The organism is Thermodesulfobacteriota bacterium, assembly GCA_040757775.1.
GTDB lineage: Bacteria > Desulfobacterota > UBA8473 > UBA8473 > UBA8473 > UBA8473.
On sequence record JBFLWQ010000009.1, the window covers coordinates 1 to 24190 of the forward strand.

The following is a 24190-nucleotide window of genomic DNA, read 5'->3' on the forward strand; positions in this document are numbered from 1 at the left end:
TCTCAAAAGAAAAGTTTCCATTATATTTAAAAGAACTCGAATTCCGTTATAATAATAGAAAAGAATCTATCTTTAATCTGATAACAAAATATATCACAAATTTGGTGCCAAATCTTTTATAATCACCAAATTTTAATGTTTAGGAGGGGCAAAATGAACTTTAACGAGGTTAGAAGAATGGCTAAAAATCTGGGTGTAAACACAGCGAGAAGGAACAAGACAGATATAATCAGGGCAATTCAACGAGCGGAAAATAACATCGATTGCTACGCCACAGACAGAGTGAACAACTGTTATGAGGACTTATGCTTATGGAAAAGTGAGTGTCTTTCCATAAATAATAATGGGAAAATTACCCTGAAATGATCTTAAGATTTCCAACTTGCCCTGCTTCTTCGAAACAACAACTTTCTTTTTTTGGTGACCATAATTTCACCGTTAAACTTAACGAGGAGGGAGAATATAATGCTGTGTATAACCGAAGACAACAGGGTTGCACAGATAGACCTGTCTGGAGACCTTAACCGAAACAATATCCTTCCTATTAAAGAGAGTATCATGGAAAGGGTTCACCCCAAGATAAAAACTGCTGAGTTTCACTTCGAAAATGTAGGTACGATGGATACTCCGGCAATGGCCATGATGGTTATTGTCATGAGATACCTGTTTGCTAAAAGCATTACCTCAAGAGTAAAGGGTTTAAGAAAAGAATGTATGGATTTGGCTACTATGCTGGGGTTAGATCTGGTAGCCGATATAGAGGCTGAAGCACAACATTTAAGCACTTAAGTTTAAACCCAGGGATAAATACAGAAAGGGGTTGCAGCCATGAGGGATGTATTGGCCATGATTATGGCAGGGGGGATGGGTGAACGGCTCTATCCATTAACACGTGATAGAGCCAAACCAGCAGTGCCCTTTGGAGGAATATATCGCCTGATCGACTTTACCTTGAGTAACTGTATCAATTCCGGTGTGCGTAAGATCGCAGTCCTTACCCAATACAAGTCACTGTCTCTGGAACAGCATCTCAGGTTGGGCTGGAGTATATTCGATTCAGAACTTGACGAATATATATTCCCAATTCCTCCCCAGATGAGAATCAACGGAGATTGGTACAAGGGAACAGCTGACAGTATATACCAGAACCTGTACTTTGCCGATACTGTAAACCCCGGATATTTTCTAATCCTTTCTGCTGATCATATCTATAAGATGGACTATTCCAGGATGCTTGCCTTTCATAAAGAAAAAGATGCTGATGCTACTGTAGCCACCATAGAGGTGGATCAGGAGGTGAGTTCTCAGTTTGGTATTATGAAGGTTAATGATGAAGGCAGGGTAATCGGTTTTGAGGAGAAGCCTAAAAAACTCGAATTATTGTCCCCTAATAATACACTCTCCGCCAATATGGGGGTTTATATCTTTAATAGTGAAATCCTGAGAGAATTTCTGGAGGAGGACGCCTGTAAAAAGAGTCATCACGATTTTGGCAAGGATATCATCCCTGCGATGATCCGCAGTGCCAGGGTATTTGCCTATAACTTCAGGGACGAGAATAAAAAAGAGTCCAAATACTGGAGGGATGTGGGTACCATCGATGCCTATTTTGATGCCAATATGGACCTGGTGTCGCCAGACCCTAAGTTCAATTTTTATGACACTGACTGGCCCATACGTACATATCAGGGACAGTACCCTCCTGCCAAAACCGTCTTTGCCCAGGAATATCCCGGGGGAAGGATGGGTGCTTGTCTGGATTCTATAGTTTCGGGGGGGTGCATCATCAGTGGTGGGAGAGTGCAGAACTCTGTTCTCTCTCCACTGGTTCGTGTCAACAGCTACGCTGACATCAGGGAATCCGTCCTGATGGAAGGTGTGGAGGTTGGCAGGTATTGTAAGATCAGGAGGGCAATCATAGACAAAGGAGTAAAGGTGCCCCCGGGGACAGAGATAGGCTATGATATGGAAGATGATAGTAAGCGCTTTTTTGTAAGTGACGGAGGGATCGTTGTTATCGCCAGAGGTACGAAACTCTTGTTTACAAAGAGAGAACCCCTGAGGATACAGGAGGCTGTTGATTATGTTCATACCCATGGAGTGGCTAATTGGAACTAGGGAAACACGTTACGGAGAGACCTGTTGAAAAATTGTTAATCAGATCAAGGAGGGTGTTATGGTAGAGATAAAGCGTATTTTATTCTGCCACGATTTTTCTGAGACCGCCGATTTTGCTTTTCCGTATGCTATATTAATAGCAGAGAAGTTCTCGGCTCCGTTGTATATCATCCATGTGGTGGAAGAGAGTTTCCAGCATTGGACATATATGGAACCCTTTTTTGCCGGGGATACTCTGGTAAAGATTTTTGAAGAAATAGAAAAAAAAGTCAGAGAACAGCTTGAGGATATATGTAAATCCATGGCCACCATGCTTAAGGGATACTACCCTATCATAGCCAAAGGGATACCATTTTCGGAAATCATACATACAGCGAATGAAAAGAAAATCGATCTTATTATTATGGGCACCCACGGGCGTACAGGCTTAGGACGTGTGCTTTTTGGGAGTGTGGCACAGAGGGTTGTAAGGAGGGCTACATGTCCTGTTTTGACTGTGCGTATGCCGGCAAAAGAATCTGAAGGGCATTAGCTTTTCTTTCTATTCTCAGTATCTGTTCTATCCCAAAATCGGTCTACCTTAAGTAACTGCCCAAAATACACCCCCCATTCTTAAACAAACAATAATTATAGCTAGTCCACCTAGTAAGCAGGGTTTTGTCTTTTTTTGAGGAACTATTTATGCTATGATTTATAACCTGTTCGTCAGCCTGTGAAGCTCGTTCAAAGGACTGTAAAGGAAAGGGCAAATGAAAAATCTTGAGATTGCAAAGATATTCAATAACATCGCCGATCTCCTGGAAATCAGAGGAGATAATCCCTTTAAGATAAGGGCGTACAGAAGGGCGGCGTTGAATCTGGAGAGCATTGCGGAAGACCTGGCAACCATCTCTGCCAGGGGAGATCTCAAAGAGATTCCCGGCATTGGGAAAGACCTTTCCCTGAAGATTGAGGAATACCTGCATACCGGGTACATGATCTATTATGAGGAACTAAAGAAGGAAATACCGGAAAGCCTCCTTGACCTGATCGCCATTCAGGGAGTTGGTCCCAAAAAAGCCAAGCTCTTTCATGAGACCCTTGGGATAACGAGTATTGATGAACTCCAGGACATGGCACAGTCTCACCAACTCCATGGTCTTCCCGGCATCAAGGAGAAGACCGAAGAGAATATCCTGAGGGGTATTGCTTTCTACAGGCAAGGGGTTGAAAGGATGACCCTGGGATATGCTATTGCCATATCGAAAAGGTTAACCGATCAACTCAGAGGGATTCCCGGTATAGAGCAGATAGATTCTGCCGGAAGCCTGAGACGCCGAATGGAGACTATTGGCGATATTGATATCCTGGTATCGTCGAGTTCGCCACATGAGGTCATGGATGCATTCATCCATCTGCCGGATGTCAGGCAGGTCCTGGGAAAGGGAACGACTAAGTCGAGTGTGCTTACCCAGGAAGGATACCATGTGGACATTAGGGTAGTACAGCAGGATCAGTATGGTGCAGCTTTAGCCTATTTTACCGGCTCCAAGGCTCACAATATCCGAACCCGGGAAATGGCTGTAAAAAAGGGGTTCAAGATAAGCGAATACGGCATCTTTGATGAGAAATCCGGCAACCGGATAGCAGGGGAAAAGGAGGAAGACATTTACCGGCTTCTGGGCATTCCTTTCATACCTCCGGAACTTCGGGAGGACAGGGGAGAGATCGAAACTGCCATTAAGGGTACTCTTCCAAACCTTATTCAAAGAGAGGACATTAAGGCTGACCTTCACGTCCACAGCCATTACAGCGATGGGGCACATTCCATCAGAGAAATTGCAGAAGGTGCAATGAAAATGGGCTACGAATACGTGGCAATTACTGATCACTCGCAGTCCTTAGGGGTTGCAGGGGGGGTCAGTATTGACACCCTGATAGCCAAGATAGAAGAGACTGAAAAAGTCAATCGTGAACTTTCGGGGATCCGGGTCCTTTGTGGAACAGAGGTTGATGTTCGTCTCGATGGTACCCTTGACTACCCGGAAGATGTCCTCTCAAAGCTGGATATTGTCATCGCATCTATTCATTCCGGATTCAAAAGGAGCAGGGAGGAACAGACTGAGAGAATTATTCATGCCATGAGAAACCCTCATGTGCACATCATCGGACATCTAACAGGAAGGCTTTTGAAGGAACGTGAGGGTTATGAGGTCAACCTGGATGAGATACTAAAGGTTTCCGTAGAGACCGGAACAGCCCTTGAGGTCAATGCCTATCCCCAGAGACTGGACCTGAACGACATTGGATGCAGGCGGGCTAAAGAACTGGGGGCAAAGGTTGTTATTAATACCGATGCCCATGTGCTTTCCCAGATGGACTATATGGAGCTTGGGGTAGCCGTCGCAAGAAGGGGGTGGCTTGAAAAGGAGGACGTTCTGAATACCCTCGATGTTGAGTCCTTTCTGAAAGCGATTAAAAAAAATTGAACTATCCATTAACCGCACCCTAACAACAGCTTCAGCCAGGGCTATGGCGTATACCCTGTTCAACCCTTTCGAAGAACCGGTAACCATAGAAGTCCTTTCCCTTGAGTAACACGTTTCCTCCTCTTTTGCCAAGCTATAAGAACCGTTTTTTGAATAACGACTTATTTGTATGTTAACTGATAAGAATCACCTTTATGAATTGACATGCAGCCATGTTTCGACTATACTCTGTCCTCACACTAACGGGTTTCTATTCTTTAAAATCCCGGCAATTCATGAATAGGAGGAGATTTATGGACATTGTAGAGGCTATAAAAACACGAAAGAGTATACGAAACTTTAAACCTGACGCCGTACCGAAAGAGACACTAAGAGAGATCCTGGAAATTGCCAGACTTGCCCCGTCAGCAATGAATACACAGCCATGGGAGTTTATTGTACTTTCAGGAAATGTTCTTGAAAATATCAAACGAGGCAACGTGGAAAAACTCAATTCTGGAGCATCACCCCATCCGGAACATTCCGTTGTAGGATGGCCTTCTGATAGTGTTTACAGACATCGTCAGGTGGAACTTGCCAAGCAGCTCTTTAGCCTCATGGACATACCAAGAGAGGATAAGAAAAAGAGAGCAGAATGGATGGAAAGAGGGTTTCGTTACTTCGATGCACCGGCGGCTATCATTGTCTTGACGGATCGGTCTCTGTCTGAAGCAGGACCACTGATGGATGTGGGCGCTGTGGTGCAGAGCATCTGCCTTTCTGCCTTGAACCATGGTCTTGGTACCTGCATTGAGGACCAGGGTGTAATGTATCCCGATGTGGTGAGGAAGTTTGCCAATATCTCCGAGTCCAAACGGATTATAATATCTATTGCTATTGGTTATCCCAACTGGGATTTTCCCGCAAACAGGGTGCAGAGTGCCCGAGAGCCCGTGGAAAGCATCACTACATGGTGTGGCTTTGAGTAAGTAACCAAAACTATTTATGTTTTGAAAAGAGGTAGTTATTGAATGAACAAAACGGAAGGAGGCTCAGGTATGAGTGACAAGAAGCGCAGTAAGAACGTGGAGAAATTAGAGGAACTTAAAAAGAGGCGTGAGCGCATCCTGCAGATGGGAGACCCCAAGGCAATAGAAAAGCGCCACCAAAAAGGACAGATGTCTGCAAGGGAAAGGATAGAATACTTTTTTGATCCTGGTACGTTCACTGAGATAGGAATGCACATTAAGCACAGAACGACTGCCTTTGGAATGGATAAAAAGGAGGTTCCTGCTGAGGGTGTTGTTACAGGTTTTGGTAAAGTAAGAGGCAGGCATGTTGTTGTTGCCAGTGAAGACTATACAGCTATGGCAGGCTCTTTCGGAGAGTATCATGGTAAAAAGTTTGCCCGTGCCATGGATTTTGCTAAAGACAATGGCTGGCCGTTTGTAGGCATGAACGACTCAGGGGGTGCACGTCTTCAGGAGGGAGTGGATTCTCTGGAAAGCTATGGTTGGCTGTTCAGGTCTCAAATACTGGCTTCGGGGATAATTCCTCAAATAGCCTTGCTAATGGGTCCCTGCCTGGGCGGACAGGCATACCATCCTATAATGCAGGATTTCCTTGTTCAAACAAAACATACAGGATTTATGGGTATTGCGGGTCCGGCATTTGTAAAGACACAGACCGGAGAAGAAATCAGTCTGGAGGAACTCTCGGGGTACAAGGCTCACGCCATAAAATCAGGGCAGACACACGTAGTAGCAGAGGACGACAAAGACGCCCTGGATAAAGCAAAGGAACTTCTTTCTTTTATGCCATCCAACAACAAAGAAAAACCGCCTCGTATGGAAACAAAAGATGATCCCGAAAGAAAATCACCAGATTTGCTTGACATACTGCCTGAAGAGCCATATCAACCTTTCGATATGTTTCAGATTATCAAAAGGATAGTGGATGACGGTTATTTCTTTGAGACACTGGGTCTCCACGCGAGAAACCTAATCACTGGTTTTGCCCGCTTTAATGGTCGTCCTGTAGGGATGGTTGCCACCCAGTCCAGTCACATGGGCGGGTGTCTGGATGTTGATGCTTCAGACAAAGGCACCAGGTTTATAAGATTTTGTGACCTGTTTAACATTCCCCTGGTTGCCCTTCACGACTCTCCCGGTTACTTAATAGGTTCCCAGCAGGATTGGAAAGGTATCCTGAGACATGGCGCCAAAATGCTCTATGCCTGGGCAGATGCTACTGTTCCATTAATTGCTGTCATGGTAAGGAAATCATTTGCCGGTGCCCACTACGGCATGCTGGATAAGGCTATAGGTGCCGATTTGGTATTTGCCTGGCCCACGGCACAGGTTACCCTCGTTGGTGCCAAAACTGCTGCCAGCATCATCTTTGCCAGAGAAATAAAGGAGGCAGAAAACCCAGAGGAGATACGTACAAAGAGAATAAAGGAGTATTCAGATCTTTATGAGAATCCCTATGAAGCTGCTGCCCGGGGTTTTGTTGATGATGTGATAATGCCCGAAGATACCAGGAAGATAATTAATCAAGCCTTAGACGCACTGGAAAATAAGACTGTAGCCCGACCATGGAGGAAATATTCCAATATTAATATGTAACTTCGAATTCGAGGATAGGTTTATATCGAACTTGTTATAGTGCGACTTTGATGGACTCGTAAAAAGTGACATTTCCCCTCCCCTGGAGACTGTGTCACAATCCCCTTTTTTGTCATCGAGGGAGAAGGGGGCTTGCGACTTTTTACTAGGGCATCAACATTTGATGATAGGAAAATAATCAAATAAGCAAAAAGGCAAAAAATGCTGAAATCCTATCTGAAAGGAATATATAATAATCTCAATCAAGGGGATGCCACAGAGGAAAGTTATTATTCTGCACTTAAGGAGTTGCTTGAGGGATATGCAGACTTGTTTGGCAAGAAGAAAATTCATATAACTACCCTTCCTAAAAGGACCGAAGTCGGCAACCCTGATTTTAGAATTTGGGACGGAAAGCAACATATTGTTGGCTATATTGAAGCCAAAGCGCCCACAGTTGAACATTTAGACCAAATAGAAACAACAGACCAACTAAAACGGTATCTCCGAACCTTCCCCAACCTCATATTAACCAACTTTTTTGAATTCCGGCTTTATCGCAATGGAGCCTTGATCGCCAATGTTTCTATTGCCAGACCTTTCGGTATGTATAAGCTAAAATCTATCCCGCCTGTTGAAAAAGAAACCGACTTTGTAAAACTGCTTGAGCAATTCTTTTCCTTTTCCCTTCCCAAGGTCTACGATGCCAAAACCCTGTCCGTAGAATTAGCAAAAAGGACGCGTTTCCTGAAGGATGAAGTAGTTGCTGAAGAGTTAAAGAAAGAAGAAAATCAAAAGAAAGGCTTCATCTCCAGCTTCTATGAGGCATTCAGGCAATATCTTATCAGTGGTCTTGCCAAAGAAGAGTTTGCTGATCTTTATTCACAAACCATTACCTATGGACTTTTTGCTGCCCGTACCCGTTCAGAGGATGGATTCAATAGGAAACTGGCTTACGACAATATTCCCCGTACTATTGGAATACTGAGGGATGTATTTCAATTTATTTCCCTGGGAGATTTACCCCGGCAAATGGAGTGGATTATTGATGATATATCCGAAGTCCTGGCAGTTACAGACGTGAAAAATATTCTTCACCAGTATTTTCATGAAGGGAAGGGGAAAGACCCCGTTGTACATTTCTACGAAACTTTTCTGGCTGAATATGACCCGGAAACGAGAGAAAAACGGGGAGTCTATTATACTCCTGAGCCGGTAGTTTCCTACATTGCCCATTCATTGCAGTATATCCTGAAGGAACATTTTAAGAGAACGTATGGGCTGGCCGGCGAATCGGTGACGGTTTTGGACCCTGCTGCAGGAACGCTTACCTTTTTAGCGGAGGCGGCAAAAATAGCAATAGGGGAGTTTGTCTCCAAATATGGCGAGGGAGGAAAAGAAAAATTCATTAGAGAACATATCCTCAAAAACTTCTTTGCCTTTGAACTGATGATGGCTCCCTATGCAGTGGGGCATCTAAAAATGTCGTTTCTTTTGGAAGAATTGGGCTATAAACTCCATAGCGATGACCGGTTCAAACTCTATCTTACCAATACCTTGGAAATGGCTGAACTTGATCAAACCGCACTTCCCGGGATGTCCTCACTCTCCGAAGAATCCCATTTGGCAGGGATGGTAAAGAAACAACAGCCTATCTTGGTAGTCCTTGGCAATCCTCCTTATTCCGGTCATTCTTCCAATGTGGGAGAGTGGATATCTAAAGAAATCAAAGCCTACTATAAAGTTGACGGTAAACCCCTTGGAGAGAAAAATCCTAAATGGCTCCAGGATGACTATGTAAAGTTCATCCGTTTCGCCCAATGGAAGATTGACCAGGCAGGAGAAGGGGTCTTAGGGTTTATAACCAATCACAGCTATCTTGATAATCCCACCTTCCGGGGCATGCGGCAGTCTTTGATGAATAGTTTCAATGAGATTTATATTCTGGACTTACACGGCAACAGCCTGAAGAAAGAGAGATGCCCTGACGGCTCAAAAGATGAGAATGTCTTTGACATCCAGCAGGGAGTAGCTATTGGACTGTTCATAAAGCAGAAGAGTAAGAAGAAAGACTGTACGGTCTATCATTCAGAGCTTTGGGGGCTGAGAGAAAAGAAGTATGATTGGCTGACAGAGAACAACGTCAAAACAACCGAATGGCGGGATTTACTGCCAAAGTCAGAGTTTTATCTTTTTGTTCCGAGAGACGAGAAGCTTTTAGAAGGTTATGAGAAATACCCTAAAATAACTGACCTATTTTCTGTAAATAGCGTAGGCATAGTGACATCAAGAGATAATTTTGTAATTGACTTCGATAAGGAACCTCTGAAAATACGCATCAGGATGTTTCGGGATGGAAAAATGCCCGATGAACTTGTCCGCCAAACATTTAATTTAAAGGATAAATCGAACTGGGAATTGAAGGCTGCACGGGAAAAAATAAGAAAAGATGAAAACTGGGAAGAGTCAATTACACAAATCTTATACCGGCCATTTGATAGGAGGTGGATCTTTTACCATGATGAGGTAATTGAGCGCTCTCGAAAAGAAGTCATGCGCCACATGATGAAAGAAAATTTGGGATTATGCGTTGGTCGGGCTGGACAAGTTGTAGGTTTAGAGCAACCTTGGAATATTATTTTCTGCTCCAATTGTATTGAAGATTTTAATTTATTCTATAGGGGCGGAAACGCCAATTTTCCTCTCTACCGCTACCAGAAAAAAAACAACCCTGGAAAACGATCCACAGGTGGCCTAATGATGCTCTTTGAACCACAAGCAGATTATGAGGTAAAAAAAGCGAACATATCTCCCACTCTTATAGAACAATTAACCGGCAATTTTAAGAAAGCACCTTCCCCTGAGCACATTTTCTTTTACATCTATGCGGTGCTCTACTCGAATATCTATCGGACAAAATATGCCGAGTTTTTAAAGACAGATTTTCCGAGGATTCCTTTTGCAAAAGATCATAAGCTGTTTATCAAAATGGGAGAGCAAGGGAAGAAGCTGGTGGATTTGCACCTGCTCAAGTCCCCAGAACTTGATTTACCTGTCGCTAAACTTCAAGGCGAAGGAGATCACAGAGTTGAAAAAGCGAGGTATGAAAACGAATGTGTTTATATAAACAATGACCAATACTTTGAAGGTGTTAAATCAGCGATATGGGAATACCGGATCGGAGGGTATCAGGTTTGCGAGAAATGGCTTAAGGATAGGAAAGGAAGAGCATTGTCTCTTGATGACATAAAAACCTACTGCAAAATTGTTACCGCCCTGAAAAAGACAAAAGAAATTCAGAAAGCGATTGACGATATTTACCCGGAAGTGGAAAAGGAGGCTATAAAAAAAATATGAATCCATCCACGAAAGACAGTTTTGATGTTTTATTTAATCCCGACTCAGTAGCGATAGTTGGAGCATCGGAAGACCCTTCAAAGATGGGCCATCAGTGTGTTGACAGCCTTAAGGACAGAGGATTTAAAGGAAAAGTATACCCTGTTAACCCCAATATCAGAGAGGTTTTGGGCATAAAGACATATCCTACCCTTGTTTCCATTCCGGAAAAGAAGATCGACCTTGTCATTATAGTAGTACCAGCCCGTTTAGTATTTGGTGTTCTGGACGAGTGCAGGGATAAGGGGGTTAAAGGTGCAGTAATTATCACTGCAGGGTTCAAAGAACTGGGGCATCAGGATGGACGCAACCTCCAGAAGGATATGGCAGAAATGGCTAACAGAGCCGGAATAAAAATCATCGGACCAAATACATTTGGAATGGTGAACACCCATGCAGGGCTTAATGCCTCCTTCTCTCCATATCTGTCCCAATTAAAGAAGGGCAGTATTGCGGTTATAAGTCAAAGTGGTGGGATCGCCCATGTGATTGTAAATCAGGGGGTAGCCGAAAATATAGGGTTCAGTAAGGTTGTTGGTCTGGGGAACAGGTGTAATGTAGAATATGCGGATTTATTGGAGTACCTGGTTGATGATAAAGATACAGATGTCATTCTCCTGTATATCGAGGGTATAGATAATCCCCGCAGATTTATATCGGCAGCCAAAGAAGCAGCACTTAAAAAACCCATAGTGGCGTGCAAGGTGGGAAAATCGCCTGCCGCTTACAAACCGGCATATTCTCATACAGGGTCTATAGCAGGCAAATATGAACTGTATGATGCTGCTTTTAAGCAATCAAAGATTGTGTCTGCCACCGACTGCGAGGAATTGCTTGACATAGCCAAGATACTGTCTATCTCTTCACCTCCAGGGGGGGACAGGGTAGCTGTTCTCTCCTTTCAGGCAGGGCCAGGGATTATGATAACAGATGTATGTGCAACCAAAGGCCTGAAACTGCCAAATTTTTCAGACAAAACAAAAAAGATACTGGAAGAGACCTTACCCCCTATGACAATAAGAACCAACCCTGTTGATCTGGGGTTTGCAAAGGGCTGGAAAGTTCTGGATAAAGTGATAAGGGCTGTTTTAGAAGACAGCAACATCGATGCCCTGATCTTCTTTATGCTGCCGCATCCTGTTGTCCCCTTCAGGGAATTGTTCAAGGGCATGGTGGAGTTAAAGAAGGAATATGGAAAGCCTGTTGTGATGTGTATAAATTCACATCAAATGGATAACCAGAATGTGATAGATGTGTTTGAAAAAAATTCGGTTCCTGTTTACACTACACCTGAAAGGGCTGCAAAGGCCCTTTCAGGCCTGGTCAGGTATGGTCAGGTTATTGGAGATTATAAATCCTTCTTCTTGAAGTAGTTGAGATATCCCATTGCACACATGGGGATATGGTGTTCCATTACCCATTGGCAGAGGAGTTCATTCCCTTTATCCGAACCCAGTACTTCCCTCGTATCTGCCCTGAACTTCTCTGTAATCCCTTCCGGAGACAACCCCTTGCTCATCATTCCTGAAACACTGTCTTTCCATTTCATAAGCCAGTCAATACTCATATTCAGGGTCTGATGTACCTTTTCTGTAATCCCGAAATGAGAAAACAGCAGTAGCTTCAAATCAAGGTCTAAAAAACCTTTGATCGTTTCCGCGTTTACATCCGGATCGAATTCAGGAGGAGGGGTTGTGGGTATCAGTCCCCCTGAATCGGAAAGGTATACCCCCACTGCATCTCCTGTAAAAAGGCCGTTCTCTTTCTCCATGTAGATACAGATATGGTGATTTGAATGTCCGGGGGAATCGATCATTCGGAGCCTCTGACCTTTACCCAGATCGATTATTTCACCACCATTTACGGGTATTATCCTGTCCTGTTCCACAGGCAGAACCTCTCCATACCATTCGTCTATCAATTCTCCGAAAACCCTCTTTGAACTGTTTACCAGCTTTGAAGGGTCTATCATATGCCTTGCACCTTTTTCGTGAACCACTACCCTAGCATTAGGCATCTTCCTGAGTAATGCTCCGGCTCCTCCTCCATGATCCAAGTGGATATGAGTAACAACGAGATATGATACATCACCAGGATCAAATCCAGATCTTTTAATTCCTTCAATGATAAAAGGGGTTGATTTAGTTGGGCCGGTCTCTATCAAAGCCAATTTTTCACCTGCTATCAAATAGACTGAGGTGAAATTAGATATACCGAATACCCTGGCATCTATCAGGTATATATTCTCAGCTACCTTCTTTCCGTTGGTCATGGAACCTTCTCCTTTTATTAAAAAAGCACGTTTGTAACACTAAACGAGTTTTGACAAAAAGTAAAGTAAAACCTCTTTTAATCTTGAAACTCCAGGGGCATAGTGTTAATAATCTGGGAATCATATTCAAAAAATATGATAAAATCATAAGGATTCAAAGGGGCAAGCCCCTGACAGTAAGATTCAGGGGCAAAGATTCGGTTTAAAGGTTTCATGGATAAAGGTACTTACAATCTTATAATTAACCTGCCATCAGATAAGTTCTTACAGATAGGGAAACTTGGCAGGTTTTTGTTTGAAAAAGGTTACTACGTCTATACGGGTAGTGCTAAAAGAGGGCTGGATGCCAGAATAAGTAGGCATAAAAGAAAAGAGAAGGCTCTACACTGGCATATAGATTATCTTTTAGAAGATGCTGTAATCATAGATGTGAAAGTCTATGCTGAAGGACTATTATCAGAGTGCGAGTTAAATCAGAAGGTCTTTAAGATGGAAGGTGCTGAAGTCTTGGCTCATGGATTCGGAGCATCAGACTGCAAATGCAAGAGCCACCTGGCATATTTCAGAAAATTGCCCTATAGTATTCCTTAGATAATCAGACATGCTGAATTTTTCAATGTGTATTAATAATTTGGTACTAACATGAATAATCAATTCATTATTTTTCTGAGCATCTTCTTTTCTGTTTACGGATTGGTACATTTTTATATCTACCGAAAAATCATATCACAAACCGATTTTCCATGCATAGTCAAAATAGCCATCATTGCCTTTATTGTTCTCATGGTAACATCTCCGATTCTCTCCAGGACATTAATGGTCAAACACACAGAAGGGGTTGGCTATATTCTAACACTGGTTTCATCTTTCTGGATAGGTTTTGTTCTCTACCTTTTTTTGATAAATGTGGGAGTAGACCTCATTAATATATCCGGTAAACTAATCAGCCGGGCATTTTTTGGAAGGTGCCCGGCACTATTTATACCTGAGAGTTATCCCACGTTCTTCTCAATAATATTAATTGTAATGGGCATCTGTACCTATGCCTATTTTGAAGCATTGAATATAGGTATCACAAGAGTCAGTATTCAGACCTCAAAATTACCTGAAAATGTGGAGGGGCTGGTCATTGCCCAGATTTCCGATGTTCACCTGGGGGTTCTCGTAGGGGAAAAGAGGCTAAAAAAGGTTATACATATTATTAGAGAAATCGAACCGGATATACTTTTTTCCACAGGGGATCTGGTGGATGGGAACCTGGATTCTATGAAGGGACTGGCAGAAGAATTCAGGGGCATTAACCCAAAATTCGGGAAATATGCCGTTACGGGAAACCACGAGTTCTATGCAGGGATAGAACGGTCTGTAGAGTTCACTGAAGATTCGGGATTTAAACTCCTTCGCAACCAATATGTAAACCTTAATGGTATTATCAACCTCATAGGACTGGACGACCCTACAGCCGAGAGGTTCAAAAGCAGGGCAGGAGAGGACATCTCCAGACTCTTTTCCAGGTGCAATCCTGATCTCTTTACTGTATTCCTCTGTCATCAGCCCGGGAATTTCAGGGAAAATGCCCTCTTTATGCCCATTGACCTTCAACTCTCCGGGCACACCCATAAAGGTCAATTGTTTCCCTTTAACCTTATAACCCATATCTTCTTTCCACTGCAGGGGGGGCTTTTTGAGGTAAATGGCAGGAAGCTCTATGCCAGTCGAGGCACAGGCACCTGGGGACCTCCCCTCAGATTTCTATCTCCGCCTGAGATTGTTGTTATAAGACTGGAGAATGTAAAGACAGAGCAAAATGGTGTCAGAAATTGAAGGAGAGAGAAGAAGATACAGGAATATATGTACACGTTCCTTTCTGCATAAGTAAATGCCCCTACTGCGATTTCAATTCCATAACTGTGTCACCAATCCCCGAAGGGGATTATATAAAAGCCCTTGATAAAGAGATAGACTGCTATACCAAACCCCTTACAGTACCATTCAGGGGTAACCCTGAGAAAGGAGGGTTAAAGGAATCAGTATTTTTAGAAAAGGTGAAAAGGAGGGTTGCATCTATATACTTTGGGGGAGGGACGCCTTCCCTGTTTTCCGTTGACAGTATAGCCAGGGTTACTGACAAGATTATGTCTGTATTCTCGTCAAATTCTAACGTAGAAATAACCCTGGAGGTTAATCCCAAAACCGCTGGTATTGAGAAACTTAATGCCCTTTATACCATAGGGGTTAACAGGTTGAGCTTAGGGGTTCAATCCTTTCAAGACAGATTCCTGCAAAAGCTGGGACGGATCCATACCTCTGCTGATGCTGTTAACCTATTTGAAGATGCAAGGTCTTCTGGTTTCAGTAATATTGGTCTTGATTTAATCTTCGGTACACCTGATCAGACCCTGGCTGATTGGGAAAGAGACCTGAACTGTGCCCTGTCTCTCAAGCCTGAACATATATCCGTCTATAACCTGACCATAGAGGAGGATACCCCTTTCTATGATTTACAAAGGAAAGGGAAGATCACTTTGCCTGATGAGGGTATCCAAATAAGAATGTATAGGCTTGCTCAAGAAAAGGCTGCTGCAGCCGGATATGAACAGTACGAAATATCAAATTTTGCGTTACCAGGTTTCCGCTGCCTGCATAATGAAGGATACTGGACATTGAGAGAATATTTTGGGTTTGGTGCAGGGGCTCATTCTTATCTAAGAGAGACGTCAGATAAAAAGGATTGGGGTATCAGGTGGAAAAACATTCCCAATCCTTACGAATACATCTCTTTACTATCAAATAATGGTACTGCTGTTATTGAGAGAGAAGAATTAACCAGAGAAGCAGCAATAAAAGAGGCTATCTTTCTGGGGCTTCGGAGGTTAGATGGTATTAGTCTTGATGATTTTGAAGAAAGGTTCGACATTCCTTTAGAAAAGACCTTTGCCAGTATTATCTCCTATCTTCTCAAAGAAAACCTTATATCAATCGACGAAGGGCATTTGAAACTTACCATTCAAGGTATCTTGCTTTCCAATGAGGTATTTTTAAAGTTCTTTTGAGGAAACTAGTAAAGCCTTTATTCTCAACCTTGTTATAAAGCAAACCTGACTTGACAATGTAAGGCTTATGTGTTACTTACTACCTTCCACAGCATTAGGTAGGTGCCTTCAATAAAACCTTTAACATCTTGAGGCAGGACAACAGGTAAGATGAAGATTAAAGATATGTTAAGAGGTATCATAAATAACGCTTTGTCTGATTGTGTTCGAAAGGGATTACTGAGAATAAAATCTATTCCCGATATAGAGTTGGAAAGCCCTAAGATTCAAGAACATGGGGACTTTTCTACCAATGTTGCCATGATTCTGGCTTCTGAGGAGAAAAGTTCTCCCAGGCTGATTGCCAGTAGTATCGCTGAGAGTATAAGAGATAAGGGTAATGTTTTGGCTAAAGTAGAGATAGCCGGACCCGGATTCATTAATTTTTTCATAACCAATGACTATTGGCGCAATTCCCTGAAGGAGATCGAAATACTGGGGGATCGTTACGGAAAAAGTGAAGCAGGGGAAGGGAAAAAGGTTCAGGTAGAATTTGTCAGTGCAAACCCCACCGGCCCCCTTCATATCGGGCATGGAAGGGGAGCTGCTGTAGGTGATGCCCTTGCAAATATCCTGAAAGTGGTAGGTTATAAAGTAGTTAAAGAATATTACATCAATGATACAGGAAATCAAATGGACACCCTTGGAAGGTCAGTTTTCTTGCGTTATCTCCAACTCTTAGGCAGGGATATTGATCTGCCATCAGAGTGCTACCAGGGTGAATATATAGTCGATATAGCAAATGATATTATAGCTAAACAAGGGGATAAATACCTGGATAAACCAGATAGTGAAGTTATCTCAGATTTTGCTGTTTATGCCGCTGATTCTATTCTTGAGGGGATAAAAGAGGATTTAAGGAATTTTGGAGTAAAATTTGATGTATGGTCTAGTGAAAAAATACTCTTTGAGAACAACAAAATATCAGAAGTAACTGAGGAGCTCAAAAAGAAGGGGTATATCTACCAGAAGGATGGGGCTTTCTGGTTTAGAACCACAGCGTTTGGAGATGAAAAGGACAGGGTTGTGATAAGGGCTAATGGTCAGCCTACTTATTTTGCGTCTGATATAGCCTATCACAGAGACAAATTGGAACGTAAATTTGATATGATTGTAAACATCTGGGGGGCAGATCACCATGGTTATGTCCCACGTATGCAATCAGTAATCCAGGCACTGGGAGGTAATAAAGAGATATTGAAAGTCATCTTGGTGCAACTGGTAAACCTCGTGAGAAACGGCCAACAGGTGGCTATGTCTACTCGGTCTGGAGAATTTGATACATTAAAAGAGGTATTGCTGGAGGTGGGCAAGGATGCGGCCAGGTATTTTTTCCTGATGCGCAGTTCCGACAGTCAGCTGGATTTTGACCTGGAATTGGCAAAAAAACAGAACAATGAAAATCCTGTCTATTATGTTCAATATGCGCATGCCAGAATCTGCAGCATCTTAAGGTTTGCAGAGGAACAAGGATTAAATATTCCAGGGTTTGAAGATGTGGCAATTGACCTTTTAACTCTACCTCAGGAATTAACGCTAATAAAACACCTATTGGGGTACCCTGAAGTCACAGAAGGAAGTGCTTTCTCTCTGGAGCCCCATAGAATAACAGTTTATTTGAATGACTTAGCCAGTAATCTCCATAGTTATTATAATAAGAACAGGGTACTATCAGATGACCTGCCCCTGACCATGGCAAGGTTGTATCTTGTGAAGATGATTAAGATAGTTTTAAATAATGCCTTAACCCTTTTGGGTGTGCATGCTCCTGAAAGAATGTGATAAGACAAGGACGATGGAAACTAAAAAACTCTTGACCTTTATGTTAATAGGGATAACCTTTGCCTTTGTTCTTGTATTTATGCTGGGTTTTACGGCAAGCAAAGGATTTTCTCAAAACCAACAGGGGGGGATAAGAGCTGAAGGCTCTACAGGGGTGGAAAAATATGGGAAAAATAGAATTCCCTCGAAGATGAAAAGTAATCCGAGGAAAGACCATTCCGACATAGAATTGACCTTCTATCAAACTCTTCTTGAAAAAGAAGGTATCCCTCCCGAACAGACTGAAAAGACAAATAAATCCTCTCAAATTGAAAAACAGGTAGAACAGAAGAAACCCTCCCAAACTGGAAAGCAGCTAGAGCAGAAGAAACCGTTGGAAATAAAACAGAGAGTTTCTAAAGAAGTAAAAGAGAACACTAAATCTTTCAGAGGATATGCTGTACAGGTTGGGGCATTTCCTAAGAAAGAACATGCCAGAAAAATGGCGAATAAGCTGAAAAAAAAGGGTTATCCTGTATATATAGTCTCATCAAATATACCGATGAAGGGGATGTGGCATAGGGTGAGGGTTGGCCATTTTCAAGACCTTAAAAAGGCAAAAAAATTTGGTTTAACTATTGAAATGAAAGAAAGGCTTCCAACCCATATCACATTTGTATCAGAGTGAGGCTTTCGCATGTAAGTCGTGAATCGTAAGTCATAAGTAGAATATTATCAGGAAAGGATAAAGATGGAGGAGCTATTAAAAAAAATCAGGAGTAAAACTGCTAAAATTGCCGTTATTGGCATTGGTTATGTAGGTTTACCTCTGGCAATTGAGTTTGCCAAAGAGGGATTTGACGTCACAGGGATAGATACTGATCCAAGAAAGGTGGAGGCTATAAATAGCGGAAGTTCTTACATACGTGATGTTGAAAAAGAGGAACTAATACCCTTGGTTCAGAGTCGGAGGCTACGCGCAACCCTTGACTATTCCCTTTTAAAGGATATAGATGCCATATCTATCTGTGTCCCCACCCCTCTTAACAAAACAAAGGACCCTGATGTTTCATATATCCTGGATGCTGCCAATAAGATATCAAAATTTATCCATGCTAAACAATTAATTGTATTAGAAAGCACTACTTATCCAGGGACAACAAGGGAGTTGATTCTGCCTATACTCAAAGAGACGGGATTAAAGGTAGGTGAAGATTTTTACCTTGCTTTTTCTCCTGAACGAATTGATCCTGGTAATAAATTTTATAAGACCAGAAATACACCAAAGATAGTAGCAGGCATTACACCAAAATGTACTGAAGTGGCTGAGCTTCTCTATCAGCAGGTTATAGATACTATAGTAACGGTTTCCTCTACAGAAACCGCTGAGGTCGTAAAGTTACTGGAAAATACGTTTCGCAGCGTTAACATTGCTCTGGTGAACGAGGTTGCCATTATATGTAATAAACTAAAATTGAATGTCTGGGAAGTTATCGAAGCTGCTGCTACCAAGCCTTTCGGATATATGCCTTTCTATCCAGGGCCTGGACTGGGCGGACATTGCCTGCCTATAGACCCTTCCTATCTATCCTGGAAACTGAGAACCCTGGATTATAGGGCAAGATTTATTGAATTAGCAGGTGAGATAAATACAGAAATGCCTTACTTTGTAACCAACAAAATAATAGATGGTTTGAATAGATCCATGAAGAGTGTCAATGGCTCTAATATCTTAGTCTTAGGGGTGGCATACAAGAAGGACATCGACGATATCCGGGAATCCCCCGCCCTGGATATAATAAAGATCCTCAAAGAAAAGGGGGCAGAAGTAATATTTAATGACCCCAACGTCCCATTTATAAAGACCGATGAACTTAAGATGTCATCCGTGGTCATTAATGAAGAACTATTGAAAAAAATGGACTGTGTAGTAATTACTACTGATCATAGTGGCTATAATTGGCAATGGATTACCAAAAATGCCAATCTCATAGTTGACACAAGAAATGCAACCAGAGGAATAAATACAGAGAAGATAATCAGACTCTAGCAATATTGATGAACTCGTAAAAAGTCAGGAAACCCTCTCTCTTGTCATTCTGGCGGAAGCCGGAATCCAGTAATTTCAAGCAGTATCTATCAAGTAATTAACAATAACGCCCCCAAATAAATATTAAGCCCCTCTAACTCACAACATCAATAAAGGCTGAATATCTTTACCCCTAGAGCGGCAAGGAAACCGACAAGAGTAGAGAGACCTACTATAGTGCCTCCTCCCTGCTCGAAGGCCTCAGGAAGCATGGTTTCTGCAATCATGGTAAGCATGGCTCCAGCAGCTAGCCCTTCGATTCCAGAAATAAAATATCGCAGAGCTCCTTCCGGATGTGCCGGAAAAAGCAAAGTTCCTATCAGGGCTCCCATGCCTGTCATCACGCAAAGGGACATCCACATCCAGAAGATCTTCATGAAACTCGAGCCCTGTCTCTTCATCGTGACAGCGCTTGACATTGCTTCCGGCAGATTAGCAAGAAATACACCGACGATAAAAGCTAAGCTTATCGTGGTACCCGATGCCGCTGCAATAACAACAAGCATACCGATGACAAGAGATTCGGGAATGCCATCAAGCGCTATGCCTAGCCAGATGGCAAGAGCCGCACCTCCGCTGGCACGCTCCTTTATTTCATGGTGGAGATCCCTTTCAGTAACAGGGATAGTAAGCCTGGCCAGATTTCTCAGGGCACTCTTTTCCCAGGCTTTAGCCTTCCCAACCAGAATACTGTCTTTTGCCTCTATGTCATAGAGTCGTTCTTTTATCATCCTGCTGCAGGCATCTCTGAGGGCAGGAGAGTGTTTTATCAATTGTTCAAACTCGGACTTGTGAATAGTACATGTCTCGATATCTGTTATTGCACGTACGGTGGCGGTCCTGGGCATGTCCGAAATGAGGGCAATCTCACCGAAAGTGTTCCCCTCCCCAAGTTCCGCAATTAACTTGGTATCTGTCTCTGATTCGCGAATAATCTGAACATTGCCCTTGACAATAAAATAAAGTTCCGAAGCGATGTCTCCCTGCTTGAAAATCGTTTCACCGGCATGGAATTTCATGGTCTTTAAATGAGGAATAAGTTTAACGAATTCTTCAGCTGGGAGTAACTGAAGAATCTCGATTTTGCTCAGTGCCCGGATCATATTCCTTGCTCTGCCCCGTTTGATCTTCAGTATATGTTTTTCTATGAGTGAAGGCTTTCGAAGAAAGGCACCTCTATTATTTAGAAGCTGGTTGAGAAGCTCGAAGAGAAGGCCGCCAAAAATAGCACCAATCATCGTTGCCAGGATAATTCGGACATCATGGGCATTATGTGAAATGTGTAATGAATGGGAGAAAAGCTCAATGGTAAGCGCAAATAAAAGCGCTCCTCCGCCAAATGCCATAAGAGATGAGGTAACCTTCTTTGACGGACTTGACCATAATCCAATAATTGCGCCAAGTGGTAAAGAAACAGCACTAATACAACCCCATATTAATGCGGCAATCATTACTTTCACGGTTTATACTCCGTATTTGGGTGATGGATATGGGGGTGGATATGGGGTCAAATCTTTATCCTTGACTTAGTTGCGTTTTTATTCACCTCCGCCACCCCGTTTCAATAAATCCTCCCTTTTTACTCCCATCTGTTTACAGGTTACACGTATTATCTTTTCTGGCTCGACTTGTCCCAGTATCTGCTTCTTATACTTCTCGCTCCCAAACGAAAATTCCAGTGACTGTCGTGCCAGCCGCTGGTATGGGCGGGGTTTTGAGTGTCAAGCGATTGCCAGAAAACTCGAAAAACCTTTTCTGGTCTTGACCCACCCAGTTCGGAAAGTGGCTGCCTCTGACGCGATGGGTGACTGTACCTTCTTCCTCATCAACTTCATAGATGCCGAAGTAAGCCGTGTATCCATCAAAAGCTGCCTTGATTTCTTCCGCCGTACCTTTTCGAATGCTACCAGATACGAAAATCGGGCGGTCCGGGTTCATGATTTGGGCAGACATATGCCCATGCTCATTATAGATGAGCATTCCAATGGCTTCCTTGCCATAAGGGTATGCTGTGCTTCCATCTGATCGCTTGAATTCGGATGTAACAAGTTTCCAAACGCCGACAAAGTTATCTTTGACCATAGGTAGCCTCCTTTTTCTTGATGGGCTAGAAAACCTGGTTGCAATCCCGTAGCCTTCCTCGTTTGCGCTCTGCTTGCCTAACAATGTTATTAAGCGACAAAACGAGTGTAGCAGAAATAGGCTTTTTTATAAAATTCTACTTCTCTTTATCTACCAGCTTCAAGAACGGTTTAAACAGGTCAATGGGAATAGGGAAAATGGTTGTTGAATTGTTCTCTGCTGCAATCTGGTTCAGGGTCTGAAGGTATCTAAGCTGCAGAGACATGGGTTCTGTTTCCATAAGGGCTGCCGCCTCAATCAGTTTCTGAGCAGCCTGATACTCACCCTCGGCATTAATGATCTTTGCCCGCCGTTCCCTCTCTGCTTCCGCCTGTTTGGCTATGGCACGTTTCATCTCCTCAGGCAGGTCAATATGTTTGATTTCAACCAACGTTACCTTAATCCCCCAGGGATCGGTACTGCGATCCAGGATTTCCTGCAGGCTCAGATTGATCTTTTCCCGTTCCGATAGAATTTCATCCAGTTCCACCTGACCGCAGACACTCCTCAAGGTCGTCTGGGCAAGCTGAGAGGTCGCATAGAGGAAGTTCTCTACCTCTACGACAGCCTTATTGGAGTCCATGACCCGAAAATAGACAACAGCATTTACCTTAACTGAGACGTTGTCTTTGGTAATTACATCCTGGGGAGGGACATCCATAGTAACCAGCCTTAAACTGACCTTCTGCATCTTATCAACAATTGGAATCAAGATTATCAATCCAGGGCCTTTTGTGGCAATTAACCTCCCCAGACGAAAGATGACACCTCGTTCATACTCGTTTAACACCTTCACAGCACTTGCCAGAATAATAAACAGAAAAACAGCCAATACAACCCATCCAATCATATAAAACCTCCCTTTTCAAAGTGTTGAAAAACTAAACTAATCTTTCCACCTTCAACCTAAGATTGTCCATCTTTAAAACTCTAACCTTTTCTCCCTCTGAAATAACTTCATCGCTGTAGGCATTCCAATGCTCTCCATGTATAAAAACCTTACCTTCCTGTAATATTTCTGTTTTAGCAGTCCCAATTTCCCCTATTAATCCTTCCATCCCGGTTGTAGGCTTGGAGACATAAGCCTTGAATGCCAGGGTTACAGAGAGGATAAACAGGGCTGAAGTGCCTAGAATTACAGGAATGAGCACAGACCATGATACCCGCAAATACGGGACAGGGGATTCAAACAACATCAGAGAACCTAAAAGCATTGAGGCAATACCTCCAATGGTTAAGAGCCCGAAACTCGTTACCTTAACTTCAGCAATAAAAAGTATTATAGCCAGGACTATTAAAAGGATTCCGGCATAGTTTATGGGCAGGGTCTGAAAGGCAAAAAATGCCAGGATTAAACTAATAGCTCCAATTACTCCTGGAAAGATAACACCAGGATGTGCCAGCTCGAAATACAACCCTAGAAACCCTATCATCATCAAGACATAGGCAATGTTAGGGTTACTCAGTGTATTAAGTATATTGTGACGGATACCCATATTGATGAAGACAGGCTTTACGTTTTTTGTATTCAACGTGAAGGTGCCCTTTTCAGTCTTAACCTGTTTTCCGTTAATCTCCTCAAGAAGGGTTTTAATATCTGGAGCTATTAAGTCAATTACATTTAGCTTTAGTGCCTCTTTTTCAGTAATGGATACACTCTTCCTCACTGCCTCTTCTGCCCATCTGATATTTCTACCCCTTTTTTCTGCAATGCTTTTGATATATGCCGCAGCATCATTTACCACCTTTTTTTCCATTTCCTTGTCTATCTTTTGGCCACCCATAGTAACGGGGTGAGCTGCTCCAATGTTTGTTCCCGGAGCCATAGCGGCGATATTGCTGGCCAGTGTTATCATTACTCCTGCTGATGCTGCCCTTGCCCCGCCGGGAGAAACATATACAATAATGGGTATGTCAGCACTCAACATATCCTTTACTATTTTACGCATTGAGAGGTCTAGACCACCCGGAGTATCGAGCTGGATGATTAAACATTCTGCCCCGTCCTTTGACGACCTTTCTATAATTTCTGCGATGAACTCTACAACCACTGGATTTATTATACTATCTATTTTGGCAACGTTTACATGAGGACTTTTAGCTGAAGCAAAGGGAATTAAGTATAGTGAGAAAACAATAAAGGGGGCTATTAGCAGTACGGTATGGTAAAGTCTTCTATTAATCATGGTATTTCAAGTTATGTGCCTAAAGTTATTTAAAATGAAAATTCCTATACAATATATTTAGCTGGTGAAAAGGGTTCGAGGATTAAAGGATTCTAGGGTTCA

Annotated in this window: 20 protein-coding genes; 15 read left to right on the top strand and 5 right to left on the bottom strand. The window is 42.7% G+C overall.

The genetic code is table 11. The features are described 5' to 3' along the window. Nucleotides 1-153 precede the first annotated feature (153 nt). From AB1401_07235 to AB1401_07275, 9 genes are all read left to right on the top strand, one after another. Nucleotides 154-366 carry an SAP domain-containing protein gene (locus AB1401_07235; protein ID MEW6615240.1) on the top strand — a complete coding sequence of 71 codons (213 nt, stop codon included), beginning with the start codon at nt 154-156 and terminating at the stop codon, nt 364-366. Nucleotides 367-465: 99 nt separating this feature from the next. After that, nucleotides 466-789 (top strand): hypothetical protein, encoded by a 324-nt coding sequence (locus AB1401_07240; GenBank protein ID MEW6615241.1) that lies wholly within the window; start codon nt 466-468, stop codon nt 787-789. A 39-nt stretch (nt 790-828) separates the two neighbouring features. Then, nucleotides 829-2118: a glucose-1-phosphate adenylyltransferase gene (glgC, locus tag AB1401_07245; protein MEW6615242.1), complete on the top strand. Its 1290-nt coding sequence runs from the start codon at nt 829-831 to the stop codon at nt 2116-2118. Nucleotides 2119-2176: 58 nt separating this feature from the next. Further along, nucleotides 2177-2650 carry a universal stress protein gene (locus tag AB1401_07250; protein ID MEW6615243.1) on the top strand — a complete coding sequence of 158 codons (474 nt, stop codon included), beginning with the start codon at nt 2177-2179 and terminating at the stop codon, nt 2648-2650. Nucleotides 2651-2867: 217 nt separating this feature from the next. After that, on the top strand, nt 2868-4586 hold the full coding sequence (gene polX / locus AB1401_07255) for a DNA polymerase/3'-5' exonuclease PolX (GenBank protein MEW6615244.1): 1719 nt from the start codon (nt 2868-2870) through the stop codon (nt 4584-4586). Between the two features lie 293 nt (nt 4587-4879). Beyond that, nucleotides 4880-5554 carry a nitroreductase gene (locus AB1401_07260; protein ID MEW6615245.1) on the top strand — a complete coding sequence of 225 codons (675 nt, stop codon included), beginning with the start codon at nt 4880-4882 and terminating at the stop codon, nt 5552-5554. 69 nt (nt 5555-5623) lie between these two features. Next, nucleotides 5624-7192 (top strand): acyl-CoA carboxylase subunit beta, encoded by a 1569-nt coding sequence (locus AB1401_07265; protein MEW6615246.1) that lies wholly within the window; start codon nt 5624-5626, stop codon nt 7190-7192. A 201-nt stretch (nt 7193-7393) separates the two neighbouring features. Continuing rightward, nucleotides 7394-10528: a type ISP restriction/modification enzyme gene (locus AB1401_07270; GenBank protein MEW6615247.1), complete on the top strand. Its 3135-nt coding sequence runs from the start codon at nt 7394-7396 to the stop codon at nt 10526-10528. Continuing rightward, nucleotides 10525-11940 carry a CoA-binding protein gene (locus AB1401_07275; protein MEW6615248.1) on the top strand — a complete coding sequence of 472 codons (1416 nt, stop codon included), beginning with the start codon at nt 10525-10527 and terminating at the stop codon, nt 11938-11940. The genes AB1401_07270 and AB1401_07275 overlap by 4 nt, the downstream gene beginning before the upstream one ends. Here AB1401_07275 and AB1401_07280 read toward each other — a convergent pair. Further along, the gene (locus AB1401_07280) at nt 11916-12839 is read right to left on the bottom strand and encodes an MBL fold metallo-hydrolase (protein MEW6615249.1); all 924 of its coding nucleotides are present in this window, start codon (nt 12837-12839) and stop codon (nt 11916-11918) included. The two genes, AB1401_07275 and AB1401_07280, sit on opposite strands and share 25 nt — an antisense overlap. A 213-nt stretch (nt 12840-13052) precedes the next feature. Here AB1401_07280 and AB1401_07285 point away from each other — a divergent pair, with 213 nt between their 5' ends. From AB1401_07285 to AB1401_07310, 6 genes are all read left to right on the top strand, one after another. Next, nucleotides 13053-13430: a GIY-YIG nuclease family protein gene (locus AB1401_07285; protein ID MEW6615250.1), complete on the top strand. Its 378-nt coding sequence runs from the start codon at nt 13053-13055 to the stop codon at nt 13428-13430. A gap of 51 nt (nt 13431-13481) precedes the next feature. Further along, on the top strand, nt 13482-14663 hold the full coding sequence (locus AB1401_07290; protein ID MEW6615251.1) for a metallophosphoesterase: 1182 nt from the start codon (nt 13482-13484) through the stop codon (nt 14661-14663). Continuing rightward, nucleotides 14660-15892: a radical SAM family heme chaperone HemW gene (hemW, locus tag AB1401_07295; protein MEW6615252.1), complete on the top strand. Its 1233-nt coding sequence runs from the start codon at nt 14660-14662 to the stop codon at nt 15890-15892. Before AB1401_07290 ends, hemW begins: the two co-directional genes overlap by 4 nt. A gap of 150 nt (nt 15893-16042) precedes the next feature. Further along, nucleotides 16043-17713, top strand: a complete 1671-nt coding sequence (gene argS / locus AB1401_07300; protein ID MEW6615253.1) for an arginine--tRNA ligase — start codon at nt 16043-16045, stop codon at nt 17711-17713. Nucleotides 17714-17726: 13 nt separating this feature from the next. Then, nucleotides 17727-18380 (top strand): SPOR domain-containing protein, encoded by a 654-nt coding sequence (locus AB1401_07305; protein ID MEW6615254.1) that lies wholly within the window; start codon nt 17727-17729, stop codon nt 18378-18380. Nucleotides 18381-18443: 63 nt separating this feature from the next. Next, on the top strand, nt 18444-19742 hold the full coding sequence (locus tag AB1401_07310) for a nucleotide sugar dehydrogenase (GenBank protein ID MEW6615255.1): 1299 nt from the start codon (nt 18444-18446) through the stop codon (nt 19740-19742). A gap of 146 nt (nt 19743-19888) precedes the next feature. Here the strand turns inward: AB1401_07310 and AB1401_07315 are convergent, their stop codons facing one another. From AB1401_07315 to AB1401_07330, 4 genes are all read right to left on the bottom strand, one after another. Further along, complete coding sequence (locus AB1401_07315; protein MEW6615256.1) at nt 19889-21232, bottom strand: cyclic nucleotide-binding domain-containing protein; 1344 nt, start codon at nt 21230-21232, stop codon at nt 19889-19891. Between the two features lie 196 nt (nt 21233-21428). Continuing rightward, on the bottom strand, nt 21429-21863 hold the full coding sequence (locus AB1401_07320; protein MEW6615257.1) for a lipocalin-like domain-containing protein: 435 nt from the start codon (nt 21861-21863) through the stop codon (nt 21429-21431). A gap of 136 nt (nt 21864-21999) precedes the next feature. Next, entirely contained in the window at nt 22000-22752 is a 753-nt protein-coding gene (locus AB1401_07325) for a slipin family protein (GenBank protein ID MEW6615258.1), read from the bottom strand. A 31-nt stretch (nt 22753-22783) separates the two neighbouring features. Next, nucleotides 22784-24088: a nodulation protein NfeD gene (locus AB1401_07330; protein MEW6615259.1), complete on the bottom strand. Its 1305-nt coding sequence runs from the start codon at nt 24086-24088 to the stop codon at nt 22784-22786. Nucleotides 24089-24190: the final 102 nt, after the last annotated feature.